This window comes from Kitasatospora sp. Xyl93 (assembly GCF_055383135.1).
Genome location: NZ_AP029185.1, coordinates 6,740,621 through 6,757,817, shown reverse-complemented (window position 1 = coordinate 6,757,817; position 17,197 = coordinate 6,740,621). Strand labels below are relative to the sequence as shown.

The following is a 17,197-nucleotide window of genomic DNA, read 5'->3' as shown; positions in this document are numbered from 1 at the left end:
TGCGCGGGCGGGCGGCCCGCCCGCGCGACTACGGCAGCGCGCGACGGACCTCCGGGACCACCTCGGTTGCGAACAGCTCCAGTTGTTCCCGCTGCGCCCCTTCGGTGAGCGCGTCCACCCCGATGCCGACCACCTCGTTGCCGAAGGCCTCGTGGTAGCGGTGGATCTTCTCGATCACCTGCTGGGGGCTGCCGACCAGCGCCGATCCGCGCTCCAGCGCGTCCTCCAGTGATGTGAACGGCGAGTTGTTGTGCCGGCCGGCGGCCGAGTCGAGCAGCGCGTTCCAGTACGGGCGGAAGCCCTCGACGGCGTCCTGTGAACGCCTGGCGACGTACAGCCCGCCGAAGCTCGCGCCCACCCGGGCCCGCGCCGGGTCGTGCCCGTAGTGCTCCCAGCGCTCGCGGTAGTGCTCCACCAGCGCCCGGTACTTCTCCAGCGGGTGGAAGGAGTTGGCGGAGAAGAGCGGGTCGCCGTGGCGGGCGGCGAGATCGGTGGACTGCCTGCTGGTCGCGCTGCCGTGCCACACCGGTATCGGGTCCTGGAACGGGCGCGGCCAGACGGTGGCGTCCTTCAGCGGCGGCCGGGTGGAGCCCTCCCAGGTCACCTTCTCCTCGCGCCACAGCCGGCGCAGCAGGCCGTAGTTCTCCGCGAGCGCCTCCCACTGGCGCTCCTCGGGGAGGCCGAACAGCCCGAAGTGGCGCGGATCGTTGCCCTTGCCGACGATCAACTCGAGTCGGCCTCCCGAGAGTTGGTCGAGCATCGCGTAGTCCTCGGCGACCCGCACCGGGTCGAGGATGCTGAGCACGGTCACCGTGGTGAACAACCGGAGGGTGGAGGTACGGGCGGCGATGGCGCTGAGCAGCAGGGGCGGGGCCGGGGAGAGGAACGGCTCGCCGTGCCGCTCCCCTACGCCATAGCCGTCGTAGCCGAGTTGCTCGGCGAGGACCGCCTGGTCGATGACGTTGCGCAGCTTCCGCTGCGGGGTCCGCCGGACGCCGGTGACCGGGTCGGGGGCGTTGGCGACGAGGGACGAGACGGTGAACCGCACGGCGGTCTCCTTGGGCGCTCTGGTCGGGCTCGGGAGGGGCTCGGGACTCGCCTGGGACGGGAGCGGCGGAGTCCCAGGGCACGGTGAGCCGCGCGGAGCACGGGGCCGGCGCGAGGTCCGGTGCGTGCGCTCACACGGGCGGCACCGGCGGAACGGCTGACAGGGCGGGCGGCAGGGCGCCCGGGTGGGCGGGCCGCTCGGGCGGCGGCCCGTGCGGGCCGCGGGGCGCGGTGGTGTCAGCGGTCGGTGCTGCGGTGGCGGCGACAACAACAGCGGGCCGCGGCGGCGGTCACGGTCCGGACTGCCATCTCGCCTCCCCCTCGCCTCGCACACATACGATCCTCCGCGAGCATAGGCACCGGCCGGAAGTGGGGCAAGGGCTTGATCCGCCACGGCCGGCTGGCAAGATGTCCGCCATGAGCTACCTCGCCGCGGATGACCGCTATGACTCGATGACCTACCGGAAGGCCGGCCGCAGCGGCGTCCAGCTGCCCGCCGTCTCGCTCGGGCTCTGGCACAACTTCGGCGACGCCCAGCCACTGGAGGTGCAGCGGGCGGTGCTGCGCCGGGCCTTCGACCGGGGCGTCACCCACTTCGACCTGGCGAACAACTACGGCCCGCCGTACGGCAGCGCCGAGCGCAACTTCGGCTACCTGTTCGCCCAGGACTTCCGGCCGTACCGGGACGAGCTGTTCATCGCCACCAAGGCCGGCTGGGACATGTGGCCCGGCCCGTACGGCAACGGCGGCAGCCGCAAGTACCTGCTGGCCAGCCTCGACCAGTCGTTGGACCGGATGGGGTTGGACTACGTCGACGTCTTCTACTCGCACCGGTACGACCCGGAGACCCCGATCGAGGAGACGATGGGGGCGCTGGACAGCGCGGTCCGCTCGGGCCGGGCACTGTACGCGGCGATCTCCAACTACCCGGCGGAGCAGCACCGGGAGGCGGTGGCGATCCTGCGCGAGCTGGGGACGCCGGTGCTGATGAACCAGTCGGCGTACTCGATCCTCAACCGGTACGTGGAGGACGGCGGCGTCCTGGACGCGGTGGGCGACACCCAGACCAGTCTGATCGCCTACTCGCCGCTGGCTCAGGGGCTGCTGACCGACCGCTACCTGTCCGGGGCGGTGCCGGCGGGCTCGCGGATGTCGGTCGGGAAGTTCCTCACCGAGGAGACGCTGACCGGCACGAAGCTGGAGCAGCTGCGGGCGCTGGCCGAGGTCGCCGAGGGGCGCGGGCAGACGCTGGCGCAGCTGGCGCTGTGCTGGGTACTGCGGGACCCGCGGGTGGTCTCGGTGATCATCGGCGCGAGCAGCGTGGCCCAGCTGGACCAGAACCTCGACGCGCTGGCGGGCGGGCCGCTGACGGCGGAGGAGCTGGCGGAGATCGACCGGCTGAGCCGCTGAGGGCCGGGTGGAGGCGGGCGGCGACAGCTGACAAGTGACGACCGACAGCTGACAGATTTCAGAATCTGTCAGCTGTCATCTGTTATCCGTCGTCTGTTCGTTGTCAGCCGTCAGTCCTCAGCCGCTGGCCGCTTGACGCCCAGGGCGGGCAGAACCGTTTCTGCAACCCGGTGCGCCTCTTCCAGCAGCGGGTTGCCCGAGAGGATGAAGGTGTCGACGCCCAGCGCCTCGAACTCCTGCAACCGCTCGATCACCTGGGCGGTCGAGCCGACCACGGCCGTGCCGGGGCCGGGGCGGAACAGGCTCATCCCCGGCCACAGGTTGGGGTAGGCCTCCAGCTCCCGGGCCCGGGCCGGCACCTTGCCGCCGTGCTGCCGGAACTGCCGCTGCCAGCCGACCCCGTCCTCCCCCTTCGCCCCGCCCAGCTGGCGCGCGTAGGTGGCCTCGCTGGTCACGTCCAGCAGCCGGTCGGCGGCCGCCCAGGCCTCGTCCTCGGTGTCGCGGACGATCAGGTGCAGTCGCAGTCCGATCCGCAGGGTCCGGCCGTGGGCGGCGGCACGCTCCCGGACCAGGTCCAGCTTCTCCTTGAGCAGGTGCGGCGGCTCGCCCCAGGTCAGGTACACGTCCACGTGCCGGGCCGCCATCTCGATGCCGGCGGCCGAACTGCCGCCGAACCAGAGCGGGATGCCGCCGGGCTGCACCGGGGCGAGTTCGCGCAGGCTCGCGCCCGCATTCCTCAACTCGTAGAACTCGCCCTTGTGGTCGAAGACCTCACCCGCCGTGAGGCGCTTGACGATCGACCAGTACTCTCCGCTGAGCCGGTACCGGTCGTCGTGCTCGACGTCCAGGCCGTACTCGCGCAGCTGCGCGGTCGAGCCGTTCACCACGTTGAAGCGCAGCCGGCCGCCGTGCAGGTGGTCGAAACTCAGCGCCATCTTGGCCAGCAGCGTGGGCGAGACCAGCCCGGGGTGGACGGCCAGCAGCGGCTTGAAGGCCGGGGTGGTGGCCGCCGCGAGCGCGCTGCCGAGTGTCCAGACGTCGTACAGGTCGGTCGCGAGCAGGGCGCCGGTGTATCCCAACCGCTCGCAGCTGCCCGCGAGTTGCTGGAGGTAGCGGAGGTCCACCGGGCGGCGCCCGGCCGGTTCCCAGGGGTAGTGGCCCTCGCGCGGGATGATGTACCAGAGGACTTCGGAGGCCACGGGTCAGACCGCCTTCGCGAGCGCGGCGGCCACCGGGGCCTCCAGTGCGGGCAGGTGGGCGTCGGCGACGGTCAGCGCCCGGTCGATGAAGCCCACCCCGTGGAAGATGTCCGCGGCCTCCTGCTGCTCGGCGACGAACCCGGCGGTGGCGGGCTCCAGTCGCCACGGCAGTGCGCCCAGCGCGGCCTGCCAGTCGGCGGCCGTGCCGCCCAGCTCCTCGGCGGCGATCGCGGCGGCCTCGGCCGGGTTGGCGGCCGCCCAGGCATCCGCCCGGCGCAGCGCGGTCGCGATCGCGGCGACCACCTCGGGGCGCCCGGTCGCGAAGTCGCGACGGGTGAAGAACACCGAGCGGTCGGTGATGACGTCACCGCTGCGGACCAGCTCGCGGAACTCCCCGGTGCGGCGGGCGGCGGCGAGTTCGGCGCCCTGGGCGATCCAGCCGGCGATCTCGCCGTCGCGCAGCCGCTGCGCCTGGTCCTCACCGGACGCCGGGCGCGCGGGGGTGACGTCGCCGCCGTACGAGAGCCCCTGCGCGTCCAGGGCCTTGGCGAGCAGGTGGGTCTGCCAGGAGCCCACGGCGAGGACGACGGTGGAGCCCTTGAGGTCCGCGACCGTCCGCACCGGGCCCGAGTCCAGCACCAGCAGGGCGCCGTGGTCCGGGCGGGGTGCCGAGACCGCCGCGTACACCAGGTCGTGGCCGGCCGCCTGCGCGGTGATCGGCGGGGTGGAGCCGGTCCCGCCGAAGTCGATGACGCCCTCGGCGAGCAGCGTTCCGGTGCGGGTGCCGTCCGTGTAGTGGTGGAAGGCGCCGGTCTCGCCGAGCGGCGCCAGCTCCTCGTCCAGGTACGGGAGTCGGGCGAGGTAGTAGAGCGAGGGGTTGCTGGCGTGGACGCCGAGGGTCACGGTCATCTGGTCAACTCCGTTGGTGCTGGCTGGGTCTGTCGGACGTCAGGGGAAATCGGCAGGCAGTCGGGCGAGTTCACTGGTCCACGGGGTTCCGCGACCCCGGTGGTCGTCGCTGAGTCTCTGCGGACCTCAGTGGACCTCAGCGGACCTCAGTGCACGCCGAGGTCGGCGAGCAGCCGGCGCCGCAGGTCGGCGAAGGCGGGATCGGCCGGGTCGCGCGGGTGCTGGACGGTGACGGTCTCGTCCCGGGCGAGCAGACCGTCGCGCAGTACCACGACCCGGTCGGCGAGCCGTACGGCCTCGTCCACGTCATGGGTGACCAGCAGCACCGCCGGGCGGTGGCGGCGCACCAGGTCGCCGACGAGGTCCTGCATGCGCAGTCGGGTGAGCGCGTCCAGCGCGGCGAACGGTTCGTCGAGCAACAGGAGTTGAGGCTCCCGGACGAGTGCCCTGGCGAGCGCGACGCGCTGCGCCTCACCGCCCGAGAGGGTGGCCGGCCAGGCCTCGGCGTGCCCCTCCAGGCCGACCTCGGCGAGGGCCTTCAGCCCGGTCTCCCGGGTCGCGGCGCCGCGCGGCAGGCCGACCGTGACGTTGGCCAGCACCCGCTTGGACGGCACCAGCCGGGGTTCCTGGAAGACCACGGTCCGGACCGGCGGGACCAGCACGGTGCCCTCGTCCGCCTGGTCGAGCGCCCCGAGGATGCGCAGCAGGGTGGTCTTGCCGGTACCGCTGGCCCCCAGCAGGGCGACGAACTCGCCGCGGGCGAGGGAGAGGTCGACCCCGTCGAGCACGGCGCGGGCGCCGAACACCCGTCGCAGGCCGCGCAGATGGACGGCCGGGGTCGCCCCCTCGGGCACCGAACGGAAGGAGGGGGCGGGGGCGGCGGCGGACGACTCGGCGGTCATCGGGCCGCTCCCTGGACGGCCTGGCGCCACGGCATCAGCACGCGTTCCAGGACTCGGACGATGCCGTCGGCGGCGAGGCCGAGCAGCCCGTATATCAGGATGCAGACGGCGAGGACGTCGGTACGCGAGTAGTTCTGCGCCTGGGCCATCAAGTACCCGATCCCCTCGGTGGAGTTGATCTCCTCGGCGGCGATCAGGGCGATCACGCTGAGCGTCATCGACAGCCGCAGTCCGGACAGCAGCGAGGGCAACGCGCCGGGCAGCACGACGGTGCGCACGATCGCCCACCGGCCGAGGCCGAAGCTGCGCATCGCCTCGACCAGCTTGCGGTCGGTGCTGCGGACCCCGCCCGAGGCGGACACGTACATCGGGAAGCTGGTGGCGACCGCGATCAGCGCGACCTTCGCGGTCTCGGTGATGCCGAACCACACCATGAACAGCGGGACGAGGGCCAGGAACGGCACGGTGCGCAGGACCTGGATCGCGGAGTCGAGCAACTCCTCGCCGAGACGGGTGAATCCGGTGACCACGCCGAGCACCAGGCCGGTGGTCGCGCCGAAGAACAGGCCGAGTCCGGCGCGCGTGAGGGAGACGGACAGGGCGTCGGCCAGCTGGCCGTTGCCCCACAACTCCCCCACGGCCTGGGCGACCTGGGCGGGCGAGGCGAGCACGTCCTGGGTGAGCGCGCCGGTGGCGGAGGCGAGGGCCCAGCCGCCGAGCAGGGCGAGCGGTCCGACCGTGCGCAGGGTCACGGCGAGTGCGCGGGGGCGGGTCCGGTGCCGCCGGCTGCGCGGGGCGACCAGGCCGGCGTCCAGTGCCGCGCGGGTGTCGTCGGGTGTGAACTTGTCGGTCACGGTGGTCACTTGGCACCGTCCGCGAGCTTGTTGACGTCGATCAGGTACGGCTTGACGTCGACCAACTGCTTGGTGACCTTCTGGTCGGCGAAGAACCGGGCGACCGTCCCGAAGCGGGCGATGTCGGCGTCGGAGATGGCGTCGGCCGGGGTGCCCTGCCTGCTGACGTTCATCGCGACGTCCTTCTCCGCAGGAGTGACGGCGGTCGGGCCGGCGTCGGTGAAGACGTTGAGGTAGGCCGCCGGGTCCGCCTTCTCCTTCGCGCCGTTCTCCCGCAGGTAGGCGTAGAAGGCCTTGACCACCTCGGGGTGCTTGTCGGCGAAGCCGTTGCGCACGGCCCAGACGGCGTAGTTGTCGGAGCCCACTTCCTGGCCGTTGACCAGGAAGTGCGCACCGGCGTTGGCGATGGCGGGCGTCGAGAAGGTGTTCCAGGTCGCCCAGGCGTCCACCTGACCGGAGTTGAAGACACCTGAGGTCTGGTCGGCGCGCAGGTAGACCCGCTCCACCCGGTCGGCCGGGACGCCGTTCTTCTCGAGCGCCTTGAGCAGCAGGTACTCGCTGGTGCCGCCCTGGGAGACGGCGACCTTCCGGCCGACCAGGTCCTGGACGGACTTGACGGGCGAGTCGTTCTTCACCAGGATCCCCTCGCCGACGCCGTCGGGCGCGGTCTGGGCGAACAGCTTGAAGCCGGGCTTCTGGGCGAGCGCGGCGACGGCCGAGGTGATCGAGCCCTGGGCGACGTCCAACTGGTCGGCGGAGAGGGCCTGGGCGGCGGGGGCGAAGGGGCCGGCACTGCCCGTCCAGGCGACCTTGGCGTGGACGGCGGCGAGGGCCCGGTCCAGCGAGCCGTCCTTCTTGCCACGGGCGAGGAAGCCGTTGTTGCCGGGGTCGGGCAGCCGGAGCACCACGTCGGCCCTGCCGCCGGCCCCGCCTCCGGCGGAGGCCTTGGCCCCGTCGGCGGACGAGCCGCAGGCGGCCAGGGCGGTGGAGGCGAGCAGCGCGGTGGCGGCGAAGGCGAGGCGGGGGGTCTTCAACGGGGGTCTCCAAGTGAGTGACAGATGACAGCCGACAACCGACGGCTGACGACTGACAGCTGACAACTTTCGAAATCTGTTAGTTGAACGCTGTTATCCGAAGTCCGTGATCTGAGCGCCCTCGGCACCCGCACCCGTACCGGCGCCCTCACGCGGACGCCGCACCCGCAGCAGCTCGCGGGCGGCGCGGAGCGGCTCCGGGTCGGCCCATGCCTGGACGTCCACCGGAGCGGCGAGGAAGCGCTGCTCCCTGAGGAATCGTTCCTGCAGCGCCAGCAGCTCCAGCCGCTCCGCCGACAGGTCCAGGTGCAGGGTGCGGTGGCTGCCCGGCGCGTAGGCCCCGGCGACGCCCTCGGCGCCGGCACCGGTCTCGGCCCGCAGGATCCGGGCCACCTCCTCCGGACGCTCCGCCGCCCAGTCGGCGGCCTCCAGCAGCACCGCGAGGAAGCGGGCGACCAACCCGGGATGCTCGTCCAGCAGCCGCTGGTGGACGGTGATCGGCCGGGGCGTGCCGTTGTTGACCCGGGCCCGGCGGTCCGGCGCCGCGTCCAGTTCCACGGCCACCTCCGCACCGATCCGGCGGGCCGCCTCGACGGCGAGCGCCCCCTTCACGTACACCGCGTCCACCGTGCCGTCCCGCAGTGCGGCCAGCTCGGCGGACCACTGCCCGCCACCCGGGACGGCCGGGACGTCCACCAGCTCGGCGTCCGCCAGGGTGAGGCCCGCGAGCCCGAGGGCACCGCGCAGGCCGGCCAGCGCCATGGCCCGCCAGAAGTCGATGCCGATGTCATGATGTGGGAGCGCCAGTCGGAGCCCGCGCAGCTGCCCGGGCTCGGTGATGCCGGTGCCGGCCCGGACCAGCACCACCTGGCGCTCCTCGATCCAGGTGAGGCCGATCAGCCTGGTCGCCTCGCCGCGCGAACGCGCCCACAGCGCGGGGACGTTGCCGCCCTCCCGGAACAGGCCGGTCAGCGCGTGGGTGTAGTGGTGGTCGGCGGCCACCTCCGGCGGGGCGTCCTGCAGCGAGCGGACGGCAATGCCGTCGGCGGCGAACTCGCGGGCGAGCCACCCCCGGTCGGCGGCGATCCCGGTCGCGGTGGGCACCGGGCAGCGGGTGAACCAGAGGGTGTCGGGAAGCGGGGAGGCGTTCTGGGCACGGCTGGACAACGGAGTTGGTCCTCCACGGTGACTCCGACGGCGGCCGGAGGAGCTGGGGCTCGAATGACCGCACGACGGGCCACGAGACGGTGTACGCAAGGGGGTTGGATGCCGCGATGCGCGACGGCGGGCGGCGCGGGAGACGCCGGTCGGCGACGGTCGGCGGCGACGGGTCGGTCAGCGACAACACGCACGGGAGGGGAGACACCGGTGGGACGTCACGGCGCTTCTCCTTCCGCGGAGTCGGGGCGGTCACCGGCCGGGCCGAGCGGCCGTCCGGTTGCGATGCGAGGAGCGTTCCACGGCGGACGAGCCGGAAGCAAGCCTTTGCCACATGGTGGGATCAGTTGTTCATCAACGCCATTCCATTGCAACGTCGTCGACACAATCCCGCAGCACTGGCTGCCCTACGCTGAGACCGCCTCCGGCCGCCCGTCCGGAGCTCCGAACCGAAACGCGAGGTGCCATGGCCGAGGCCGCCACCGCCGTCCAGAGTCCGCCGGCCGGTGCGCAGGCCGTCCAGCGCGCGCTCGGAGTGCTGCACTGCTTCCATGACAACGGCCCCGACCTGAGCGCCTCCGACCTGGCTCGCCGGATGGGCCTGTCGGTCTCCACCGCACACCGGCTGGCCCGCACGCTGGTCAGCGCCGGATTCCTGGAGCAGGACGAGCAGACCGCCCGCTACCGACTCGGTCCGGCCGTCGCCGAACTCGGCCAGCTCACCTTCCACCAGCGCGGGTTGCACCTCGCCGGGCCCGAGCTGGACCTGCTGTCCCGGCGCACCAAGGCGACCGCCGACCTGGCGATCCGCAGCGGTGCGCACGCGGTGATCCTGGTCGGCGGCTCCGTCCGCCCGGACACCGGGCTGGGCCTGCGCCGCCCGCTGCACTCCACGGCGCTCGGCAAGGTCCTGCTCGCCTGGCCGCGGCCGGGCGAGATGACCGCGCCGTCGGCGCTCGGGCCGCTACCCTCCTTCACCGACCGTACGATCACCGAACCAGCCGTACTGGAGGAGGAGTTGGAGAAGGTCAGGGCGGCCGGATACGCGCTCAACGACGGCGAGTCGGCCGCCGGGGTGCGGACGGTGGCCGTGCCCGTCCTCGACGGCGCCGGACAGGCCCGGTTCGCCCTGGCGGTCCGCTCGACGCCCGCGCACCTCACCGACGACCGGCTGGACTGGTTCCTCGGCCACGCGCGCGGCTGCGCCGACGCGCTCGCCGTCCTCCTGCTCCCCCCGGACCAGCGTCCCTGACGGCCCCCCGGAACACGGCGAAGCGGCGGACCGCCCGCCTGCTTCAGGACGGGCGGTCCGCCGCTTCGACCGGACGGGGCGGACCCATCGGCGACAGCCGGTCAGCGGTGTCCGACCGGGCGCCGGATCGGTGGCGCCCGGTCGGTGGCACCGAGTCGTCGGCGCCCGGCCGGTGGCGGTCGGGTCGTCGGTGCCGGGTCGATGGCGGCTACCGATACGGCGACCTACCGGCAGTGACCTGCCGTCAGGCCGTGGCCGGGGTGTACTTGTAGCCGACCCGACGGACCGTCACGATGGTGTCGCGGTAAGCCGCCCCGAGCTTGCGGCGCAGCCGGGCGACGTGCACGTCGACCGTCCGCCCGTCCCCGACGTGGCCGTAGCCCCAGACCGCGGAGACCAGGTGGTCCCGGGTGTGCACCCGCTGCGGGTGCTCGGTGAGGTGGGCCAGCAGCTCGAACTCCAGGTAGGTGAGGTCGAGCAGCCGCCCGTCGACGTAGGCGTTGCGCCGCTCGGTGTCGACGGCGATGCCACGCGCGGCCGGGCGGACCGGACGGACCCCCGCCACGGTCTGGGCGGCGTACCCGTCGACCACCGGCTGGACGCCGGGTGCCGCGTGCGCACTCGCGGCGCCGACGGGACCGGCACCCACCGGCACCACCGGCAGACCGGCGCTCGCCGCGGCCGGGTTCTCGGTCGGCACCAGCACCAGGTACCCGACCACCGGGCTGCCGTTCGCGCCGCCGAACTGGCTGCCGTACTGGGCGAGGAGCGCCTGCGGCAGCACGCCCTGCGGCAGGGTGGCGACGACGGCCGCCCCCTCCGGCAGCGCGGCGAGCAGCGCCTGGGGGACCTGCGGGGCGGCGGCGCCCGGCTGCACGACGGCGGGCGCGGGGACGGCAGCCGGACGAGCCGGACCGACGGGCACCGGCCCGACGTGACCCGAACCGGCATGGGGCGGACGGGTGGTCGCCCCGGGCCATCGGTCGGACACCGATGCCGGGGGGACGGTCGGTCCCGCGACCCCGGACGTGCCGGGACCGACCGGAACGGTGGCGGGGACGGAGGAGACCGGCGGGAGGGAGCGGACCGCGCGCAGGTGCGGGGTCGCGGTGGGCGGGGTCAGGGTGGCCGTGGAGGAAGAAGACATGGTGTGCCGCTCATTTCGCGCGTGACGGACGGGGTGGAGTCGTCTGCGCGTCGACCGGGCGTACTGCCTGGGCTGGACCGGACCGAACCGGGTCAGCCGGCGGAGGGCCGGGACGCGCTGGGCGAGCCGGGACACGTCTGATCGAACAGGTGCGGCTGCCGGGACGGCCAGAACGGCTCGAGGTCGGGGCGACCCCGCCGGCTGTCCACGGCGCGGCTCGCGCACCGGTTCCACCGTCCGGTCCGTCCGCCCGCGCGCATCGCGGGGGCCGACCCGGTCGTTCGGGTACGGCCGACGACGTCGGGGGTGGTGGTGGGGCAGACGATGTTCACTGGTGGTCTCTCCGCTGGGCGGGTCCGGTTGGTCGGCCGCGGGCACGCCGGACGGGCGGTCCGCTACGGCCTGGTCGACGGGTTTCGGCGGTGCGTCGGGCGGCGGGCCGGGTGGGCCGCGAGCGCCGGGGGACGTACCGGGAAGGTCAGGCCGGTCAGCGACAACACGCGCTGCAGATCAGTGCGTGGTCGATGTAGCGGCGGACGGTGAGCGCCGGATCGGCGAGGCCGCACACGGCGGCGCCGGGCAGCAGGGCACCGAACATCGAGGCACCGGCCACCGGGGCGACAGGCATCAGGGGGCCGGGAACCGCGGTGGTGATGCGTCGTCGGTCGACGGTCATGCTGCTGCCCTCCCCCTTGTTCGCCACCCGGCGGCGCACCGCTTCCGGTGCCCGCCGGCGATGCCTCGCCGGTACTCCGAAGGCCGTTCACCGGTCGCAACACCCGTGTGAACGGCGCGTTTCCGGCGCTCCCGACGGCATGGCCGGGCGGCCTTCGTCCACAGAGCCTTCCACGCCCGGGCCTGTCTAGGCAACCTTCGGCGCATTGATCGTCCGGGATGCGGACGGCCGAATGAGACGTCGGGCGAAACGGGCAGGTCGGCGCGCCCACCTGCCGAGTCGTCGCACGGCCGTCGCGCAGCGGTCGCACGGCCTCCTCCGTCGAACCGCGGCCAGAGCCGAAGCCGAATCGGAGCCGAACCGGAGCCGAACCGGAGGCACCCGCAGCCGGCCCGGAACCGACCCGGAGCCCATCGCCCCTCAGGCGCCGACCGGAGCGCGGCGGTGCCGGAGGGCGGCGGCGTGCTCGACCAGTGCGACGAGCAGGTCCTTGCCGTCCTGCCGCAGCCGAGCGTCGCAGAGCAGCACCGGGATGTCCTGATCGAGGTCGAGCGCCTCACGGACCTCGTCCGGCGCGAACCGCTCGGTGCCCTCGAAGCAGTTCACCGCGACCAGGAACGGGATGCCGCGCTGCTCGAAGAAGTCGACCGACGGGAAGCAGTCGGCCAGTCGCCGGGTGTCGGCGAGCACCAGGGCGCCGAGCGCGCCGCGGGCCAACTCGTCCCAGACGAACCAGAACCGGTCCTGCCCGGGTGTGCCGAACAGGTAGAGCGCGAGGCCCGGCCGCAGGTCGATCCGGCCGAAGTCCATCGCGACGGTGGTGGTGCGCTTCGCCTCCACGCCCGAGGTGTCGTCCAGCGGTCGGCCCAGCTCGCTGAGCTCCTCCTCGGTGCGCAGCGGCCGGATCTCGCTGACCGAGCCGACCAGGGTGGTCTTGCCCGCGCCGAAGCCGCCCGCGACCAGGATCTTCACCGCGACGGCCGGACCGCCGCGCCAGCGCGGGTCGTTGGCGTTCGCCGGGTGGGCCGCGGTGCCGTCCCGGTGCGGCCGGGTGCCGTCCGGGCGGGCGTGGGGGTCAGAGCGCACGGAGTCCATTGATCACGTCTCGCAGCAGGCGCTCGTCCGGCAGCTCGGCGAGCGGAACGGGTCGGGTGACGCTGATCAGCTCGGCGTCGTAGAGGTCGCCGAGCAGCACCCGCACCACGCTGACCGGCAGGTCGGTGTAGGAACCGAGCTCGGCGACGGAGAGCGGCTCGCGGCGGCACAGGGTGAGCAGCGTCTGGTGCTCCGGGTCGAGGACGTGCGCGGGCACGGCCCCCGCGACCTGCCCTGGATCGACGGCGGTGACCAGCGAGATCAGGTCGAACAGCCCTTCCTCGACCGGTCGGGTGCGGCCGCGGGTCATCGAGTAGAGCCGCACCACCGGGCCGGCCTCGTCGTCGAACCAGCGGTCGTCGACCGGGGTGCGCGGCTGGAACAGGTCGACGTCGGCCCCGTCCGGGTCCGGCTGCCCGTCCTCCGCCGGCGCCCCCGGGCCGGGCCGCTCGGCCGAGCTCTTAGAGCCGACCGAGCTGTCCGGGCTGTCCGAGCCGACCAAACCCTCCGAACCGGCCGAACCGCCGACTGGACCGCCGACCTGACCGCCGGTCCGACCGACGGCGCCGGACGGCCCGGTCGTGCCCACCGGCACCTGGGGGCCGTCCGGTGTCTCCGGGCCGTCCGGCACATCCGCCCTCGGATCCGCCATCGGACCGCTCATCTCACCGGCGGGGCGGTTTCGGTGCGCGGCTCGGCCGCCATGTGCTCGCCGACCCGCTTGACCAGCAGCGCCATCTCGTACGCGATCTGGCCGATGTCCGCCTCGGCCTCGCTCAGCACGGCCAGACAACTTCCGTCGCCGGCGGCCGTGATGAACAGGAAGGCCTCGTCCAGCTCGACCATGGTCTGCCGGACGCCGCCGACCTTGAAGTGCCCGCCGGCGCCCTTCGCCAGGCTGTGGAACCCGGCGGCGACGGCGGCCAGGTGCTCGGCGTCCTCGCGGTCCAGGTCGCGGGAGGCACCGGTGGCCAGGCCGTCGTTGGAGAGGATCACCGCGTGCCGCAGGGCAGCGACGCGCCCCACCAGGTCGTCCAGGAGCCAGTTGAGGTCCCCGGCCGACTGCATCGACGTGGTCATGAATCAGTTCCTTCCGCTGGAGCGGGTGGTGCGGGTGGTGCGGGTACGGCAGGTGGTGAGGGTGGACCGGGTGGTGGCGCGCTCGCGCCGGTGTCCGGGCTCCGGCGGACCGGCTGCCCGGGCGGCACCCGACGGGCGAGCGGCGCCCGACCGGTGTCCTGCGGCGCGGGCAGCGCCGCCGGGGCGGGAGCCGGGCCGATCGCCCGCCGGGACCGGTCCGGCGACTGCCGGGCCGGTGCGGCGGTGGGCCGCCCGTTCCCGCGCACGGCACGATCGTCGGGCGTGCCGGGACGATCCGTCAACGGAGCACCGGGGCGGTTCGCCGGCGCACCGGGGCGGTCCGGGGACGCGCCCGTACGGTCCGCCGGAGCCGTGGCACCCCGTCCCCGGGTGAAGCCGCGTTGGAACGAGGCGAAGGTGGCCCGGGCCTCCTCGGGCGAGCGTTCCCGGGCCTCCCGGGACTCCCCGCCCTCCCGGGAGCCCCGGCCGCCCTGGGCGTCGCCGTTCGGCGCTGCCCCGGGGCCGTCGGCTCCGGTCCCGTTGCGGAACCGTTCCTTCAGCTGTTCCGTGAGCTGTTCCCTGAGCTGCGGCGCCAGGTTCGCCTGCCGGACCCGCCGGGGCAGACCGCCCGGCGTCCGGGGCGCGGCGTCCACGGACGGGGCCACAGTCGGGTCGGCCGGCCCGGCGGCCGCGACGGCCGCCTCGGCCGCGGCCACCAGGGTGTCCTCCCGCCGATGCCGCCCCGTCCCCGGGACGTCCTCGGTGTCCGCCGCGGGCGCGGGGACCAGCACCGGCCCGCTCTTGACCCGCGAGGCCCGGCGCGGCAGCCCGCCCGCCGTACGGCCGGCCTCCGGCACGGAGGGCCGCGGCCCACCCGTCGTCCCACGGCGCCCGTCTGCCGCCCCGTCCTCGACACCCGCGCCCGTACGACCTCCGGCCCCCGCCGCGACGGCGACACCCGTACCCGCACCAGGACCCGAGCCGGCACCGGAGCCCGCGCCAGGACCGGACCCGGCCCCCGGCCGGGAGGCACCTCCCGACCCGGGCACCGCGACCAGGTCCCGCTGCCCGCGCCGGCCGGCCGCCGCGGACCGCTGCCCGGCCGTGCCCGGCTCCGGCTTCCCGTCGGGCGCCTCCGCGAGCAGCTCGCGCGGGATCAGCACCACCGCCGTCGTCCCGCCGTACGGGGACGGCCGCAGGTGCACCCGGATACCGTGCCGCCGGGCCAGCCGGCTGACCACGAACAGGCCCAGCCGGTCGGTGTCGGCGAGGTCGAACTCCTGCTCCACGGCGAGGCGTTCGTTGATCTCGGCGAGCAACTGCTCGCTCAGCCCGAGCCCGCGGTCGTCGATCTCCAGCGCGAAGCCGTGCGCCACCACCTCGCCCTGGACGGTGACCTGGGTGCTCGGCGGGGAGAACACCGCGGCGTTCTCCACCAGTTCGGCGACCAGGTGGGTGACGTCCGCGACGGCGCTGCCGAGCAGGCCGGTGCCGGGGAACGGCCGGACGATCACCCGGGCGTAGTCCTCGACCTCACCGACCGCCGCCCGGACCACGTCCACCATCCGGACCGGCTTGCGCCAGGCGCGACCGGGCGAGCCGCCGGCCAGGATGATCAGGCCCTCGGCGTGCCGGCGCATGCGGGTCGTGAGGTGGTCGACCTTGAAGAGGTCCTCCAGCTCCGCCGGGTCCTCGGTGCGGCGCTCCATGGTGTCGAGCAGGGTGAGCTGGCGGTGCAGCAGCACCTGACTGCGCCGGGCCAGGTTGACGAAGACCGCCGAGACCCCGCGCCGCAGTTCGGCCTGTTCGACGGCGGCCTCGACGGCGGCCCGCTGCACCGCGTTGAAGGCCTGGCCGACCTGGCCGATCTCGGCGTTCCCGAAGTGCAGCTCGGGGGCTTCGGCGGCCACGTCCACCGGCTCGCCCCGGCGCAGCCGCAGCATGACGGACGGCAGCCGGGTGCCGGCCAGCTCGTGGGCCGCGTTGCGCAGGCCGATCAGCTCGCGGGCCAGGCCCCGGCCGATCCGGAACGAGATCATGATCGACAGCACCACGGCGACCAGGCCGACGGCACCGGCGATGCCGCCGCGCCAGAGCATCCCGATCGCCGTGGACCGCGCACGGTCGTCCAGCCCGACCGAGATCCGGCTGTTGATCGAGGCGAGGTCGCCGAGCGCCCGGTCGGCGGTCTCCCGCCAGCCGTCGCTGTTGAGCGCCTGGACCACCCGGTCCGGGCCGCCGGCGCCGACGAAGTCCGCCTCGGCGCGGGCCAGCGCGCCCCAGGCCTCGCCGCCGCGCAGCGCGGCGTAGTCGGACTGGTCGGCGGGTTCCAGCTCGGCGATGTAGACGGTGAACAGCGCCTGCTGGTTGTGCAGGGCGTCCAGCGCGACCTGGTACTGCTCGGCGGTGGGCCTGGTGGCGCCGGTGCGCAGGCCCTCCATCGCGGCGTCCTCCTGCGACAGGTACTCGCGGGCGCGCACCAGCTCGATCAGGATGGTGCCCTGGCGGGGGAGTTGGCCGCTCTGCCGGGCGACGTAGGCGGACCGGAAGCCGAACACCGGCTTGACCAGGTCGCTGTACTGATCCAGCGCGAACTCCCAGTTCAGCGCGGAGCGGCCGACCTGGGCGCGCAGCGGCCCGATCTGGTCGGCGGCGGCGATGATCTGCACGAAGCGGCCGCGCTGGGGGGCGGAGAGCTTGCTGCCGGAGCTGTCCTTCTTCTGCCGCAGCACGTCCAGGCTGCGGTCGGTGGCGGCCTTGGCCCGCTCGTAGGCCTCCCGGGCGGCGGGTGAGCGCGGGTCGGCCAGGCGCTGGACGGCGGCGCGGCGCTCGTTCTGCAGGTCGCCGGTGTACTGGTCGACCGGGCCCGCGAACTCCTTGTACGTACGGCTGATCCCGAGCTGGTTCCAGACGTCCCCGGTGGTGGCGATCGTGGCGTACGCCCACAGGGCGATGAGCGCGACGATGGGCACCAGGAGCAGCGCGATGATCTTCGCGCGGATCGAGCTGCTGCGCAGACGCATGGAGTCCTCGGTCGGGAAGTGCCAGGCGCGGACGGGGAGCGGTGGGGTCGTGGGAACTGTGAGGGTCGTGGGAGTCGCGGAGTCGTGGGAGCGGCGGAGGAGCGGGGTCGGGGGCCGGGCGGGGCCGGGCCGGTCAGGGGCGGTCCGAGTGGTGCGGGGGCGGCGGTGGAGGGTGCTGGGGGAAAGGTCGGAGGAGGGGTTCCCGGCCACAGGTCTGCGAGACTCTACTACGCCCTCACCACTCGTTCGAGGGGCGAACCGGTCCACCGACCGGTCTCGTCCCGCACACGTCAGAAACCGGTCGTCGCCGCCTCCGCTTCTCGTCCGGACCGTCCGCAGATGCCCGGAATGCCGCGTTGATCCGGTCCCTCCACGCCCTCCGTGCTTCCTCCCCTGCGCCTCCCCGGGCGC

Annotated in this window: 15 protein-coding genes; 2 read left to right on the top strand and 13 right to left on the bottom strand. The window is 73.9% G+C overall.

Going from position 1 to position 17,197, the window contains the following annotated elements; translation table 11 throughout:
• Window positions 1-28: 28 nt before the first annotated feature.
• Window positions 29-1,048 (bottom strand): LLM class flavin-dependent oxidoreductase, encoded by a 1,020-nt coding sequence (locus ACZ5GH_RS29365; protein WP_464335775.1) that lies wholly within the window; start codon window positions 1,046-1,048, stop codon window positions 29-31.
• Window positions 1,049-1,464: 416 nt separating this feature from the next.
• On the opposite strand from ACZ5GH_RS29365, the gene ACZ5GH_RS29360 reads away from it, so the two are divergent.
• On the top strand, window positions 1,465-2,457 hold the full coding sequence (locus ACZ5GH_RS29360) for an aldo/keto reductase (RefSeq protein ID WP_464335774.1): 993 nt from the start codon (window positions 1,465-1,467) through the stop codon (window positions 2,455-2,457).
• Window positions 2,458-2,567: 110 nt separating this feature from the next.
• Here the strand turns inward: ACZ5GH_RS29360 and ACZ5GH_RS29355 are convergent, their stop codons facing one another.
• From ACZ5GH_RS29355 to ACZ5GH_RS29330, 6 genes are all read right to left on the bottom strand, one after another.
• Entirely contained in the window at window positions 2,568-3,656 is a 1,089-nt protein-coding gene (locus ACZ5GH_RS29355) for an LLM class flavin-dependent oxidoreductase (protein ID WP_387756786.1), read from the bottom strand.
• 3 nt (window positions 3,657-3,659) lie between these two features.
• Window positions 3,660-4,565, bottom strand: a complete 906-nt coding sequence (locus ACZ5GH_RS29350; protein WP_464335773.1) for an ABC transporter substrate-binding protein — start codon at window positions 4,563-4,565, stop codon at window positions 3,660-3,662.
• 146 nt (window positions 4,566-4,711) lie between these two features.
• Window positions 4,712-5,467, bottom strand: a complete 756-nt coding sequence (locus tag ACZ5GH_RS29345) for an ABC transporter ATP-binding protein (protein ID WP_464335772.1) — start codon at window positions 5,465-5,467, stop codon at window positions 4,712-4,714.
• Window positions 5,464-6,330: an ABC transporter permease gene (locus tag ACZ5GH_RS29340; protein WP_464335771.1), complete on the bottom strand. Its 867-nt coding sequence runs from the start codon at window positions 6,328-6,330 to the stop codon at window positions 5,464-5,466. The genes ACZ5GH_RS29345 and ACZ5GH_RS29340 overlap by 4 nt, the downstream gene beginning before the upstream one ends.
• Window positions 6,327-7,355, bottom strand: coding sequence for an ABC transporter substrate-binding protein (locus ACZ5GH_RS29335; protein ID WP_464335770.1), 1,029 nt, complete (start codon window positions 7,353-7,355; stop codon window positions 6,327-6,329). The genes ACZ5GH_RS29340 and ACZ5GH_RS29335 overlap by 4 nt, the downstream gene beginning before the upstream one ends.
• Window positions 7,356-7,448: 93 nt before the next feature.
• Window positions 7,449-8,522 carry an ABC transporter substrate-binding protein gene (locus tag ACZ5GH_RS29330; protein ID WP_464335769.1) on the bottom strand — a complete coding sequence of 358 codons (1,074 nt, stop codon included), beginning with the start codon at window positions 8,520-8,522 and terminating at the stop codon, window positions 7,449-7,451.
• Window positions 8,523-8,979: 457 nt separating this feature from the next.
• On the opposite strand from ACZ5GH_RS29330, the gene ACZ5GH_RS29325 reads away from it, so the two are divergent.
• Window positions 8,980-9,765, top strand: coding sequence for an IclR family transcriptional regulator (locus ACZ5GH_RS29325; protein ID WP_387756792.1), 786 nt, complete (start codon window positions 8,980-8,982; stop codon window positions 9,763-9,765).
• 244 nt (window positions 9,766-10,009) lie between these two features.
• On the opposite strand, the gene ACZ5GH_RS29320 is transcribed toward ACZ5GH_RS29325, so the two are convergent.
• The 6 genes from ACZ5GH_RS29320 to ACZ5GH_RS29295 all read right to left on the bottom strand — a co-directional run bounded on the left by ACZ5GH_RS29320 (window position 10,010) and on the right by ACZ5GH_RS29295 (window position 16,786).
• Complete coding sequence (locus ACZ5GH_RS29320) at window positions 10,010-10,690, bottom strand: winged helix-turn-helix domain-containing protein (RefSeq protein WP_387756793.1); 681 nt, start codon at window positions 10,688-10,690, stop codon at window positions 10,010-10,012.
• A 709-nt stretch (window positions 10,691-11,399) separates the two neighbouring features.
• Window positions 11,400-11,588, bottom strand: a complete 189-nt coding sequence (locus ACZ5GH_RS29315) for a hypothetical protein (protein ID WP_387756794.1) — start codon at window positions 11,586-11,588, stop codon at window positions 11,400-11,402.
• A 420-nt stretch (window positions 11,589-12,008) separates the two neighbouring features.
• Window positions 12,009-12,560: a GTP-binding protein gene (locus ACZ5GH_RS29310; RefSeq protein WP_464336891.1), complete on the bottom strand. Its 552-nt coding sequence runs from the start codon at window positions 12,558-12,560 to the stop codon at window positions 12,009-12,011.
• Window positions 12,561-12,663: 103 nt separating this feature from the next.
• Window positions 12,664-13,185: a DUF742 domain-containing protein gene (locus tag ACZ5GH_RS29305; RefSeq protein WP_464335768.1), complete on the bottom strand. Its 522-nt coding sequence runs from the start codon at window positions 13,183-13,185 to the stop codon at window positions 12,664-12,666.
• Between the two features lie 158 nt (window positions 13,186-13,343).
• Window positions 13,344-13,763, bottom strand: coding sequence for a roadblock/LC7 domain-containing protein (locus ACZ5GH_RS29300; protein WP_387756795.1), 420 nt, complete (start codon window positions 13,761-13,763; stop codon window positions 13,344-13,346).
• A complete protein-coding gene (locus ACZ5GH_RS29295; protein WP_464335767.1) occupies window positions 13,760-16,786 on the bottom strand; it encodes a sensor histidine kinase in 3,027 nt (1,008 codons plus the stop codon). Before ACZ5GH_RS29295 ends, ACZ5GH_RS29300 begins: the two co-directional genes overlap by 4 nt.
• Window positions 16,787-17,197 lie beyond the last annotated feature (411 nt).

Excerpts from the sequence above, each read along its gene's own strand:
- ACZ5GH_RS29360 (WP_464335774.1), top strand. The coding sequence starts at position 1,465 with ATGAGCTACCTCGCCGCGGATGACCGCTATGACTCGATGACCTACCGG.
- ACZ5GH_RS29350 (WP_464335773.1), bottom strand. The coding sequence starts at position 4,565 with ATGACCGTGACCCTCGGCGTCCACGCCAGCAACCCCTCGCTCTACTAC.
- ACZ5GH_RS29345 (WP_464335772.1), bottom strand. The coding sequence starts at position 5,467 with ATGACCGCCGAGTCGTCCGCCGCCGCCCCCGCCCCCTCCTTCCGTTCG.
- ACZ5GH_RS29325 (WP_387756792.1), top strand. The coding sequence starts at position 8,980 with ATGGCCGAGGCCGCCACCGCCGTCCAGAGTCCGCCGGCCGGTGCGCAG.
- ACZ5GH_RS29315 (WP_387756794.1), bottom strand. The coding sequence starts at position 11,588 with ATGACCGTCGACCGACGACGCATCACCACCGCGGTTCCCGGCCCCCTG.
- ACZ5GH_RS29300 (WP_387756795.1), bottom strand. The coding sequence starts at position 13,763 with ATGACCACGTCGATGCAGTCGGCCGGGGACCTCAACTGGCTCCTGGAC.
- ACZ5GH_RS29295 (WP_464335767.1), bottom strand. The coding sequence starts at position 16,786 with ATGCGTCTGCGCAGCAGCTCGATCCGCGCGAAGATCATCGCGCTGCTC.